Genomic DNA, 705 nt, shown 5'->3' on the forward strand with positions numbered 1-705 from the left:
ACGCCACCCGCGCGGGCAGCGGCAGCTGCACCGTGAACACCGCGCCGACGTGGCGCGAGACCTCGATCGAGCCGCCGAGCCGCTCCACCACCTGCTGCACCAGCGCCAGGCCGATGCCGCGGCCGAAGCCGTCCGACTCCTTCGTCGAGTAGCCGCGCGCGAAGACGTCGGCGGCGCTCGCGACTCCGGGGCCGCTGTCCGACACCTGCACCACCAGCTCGCCCTCCGCGAGGCCGAGGTAGACCTCCACCCACGGCTCGCGGTCCGGAGCGGAGGAGGCGGCCGCGTCGAGGGCGTTGTCGATCAGGTTGCCCAGCACCGTCACGAGGTCCCCGGGCTCCAGCCCCTGCGTGCCGGGCTCGAGGTGCGTCTCGAAGTGCAGCTCGACGCCGCGCTCGCGGGCCTGCGCGGCCTTGCCCAGCAGCAGGGCGGCGATCACCGGCTCCTGCACGGAGCCGAGGACCCGGTCGGCCAGGCGCTGGCTGAGGTTCAGCTCGCCGGCGGCGAACGCGAGCGCCTCGTCGGGGCGGCCGAGCTCGATCAGCGACGCGATGGTGTGCAGGCGGTTCGAGAACTCGTGGGTCTGCGAGCGCAGCGCGTCCGAGAGGGTGCGCAGCGACTCCAGCTCGCCGCTCACCCGCTGCAGCTCGGTGCGGTCGCGGAGCGTGACGACCGTGCCCAGGGGGCGGGCGCCGGGGGAGGCGG

General features: G+C 75.0%; 1 protein-coding gene. It reads right to left on the bottom strand.

The window, feature by feature from the left end; translation table 11 throughout:
* On the bottom strand, positions 1–705 hold a 705-nt coding region (locus tag C5C74_RS17190; RefSeq protein ID WP_146083115.1), incomplete at both ends, for a sensor histidine kinase.

Origin of the sequence: Rathayibacter sp. AY1E8, assembly GCF_002931415.1 — a bacterium.
GTDB lineage: Bacteria > Actinomycetota > Actinomycetes > Actinomycetales > Microbacteriaceae > Rathayibacter.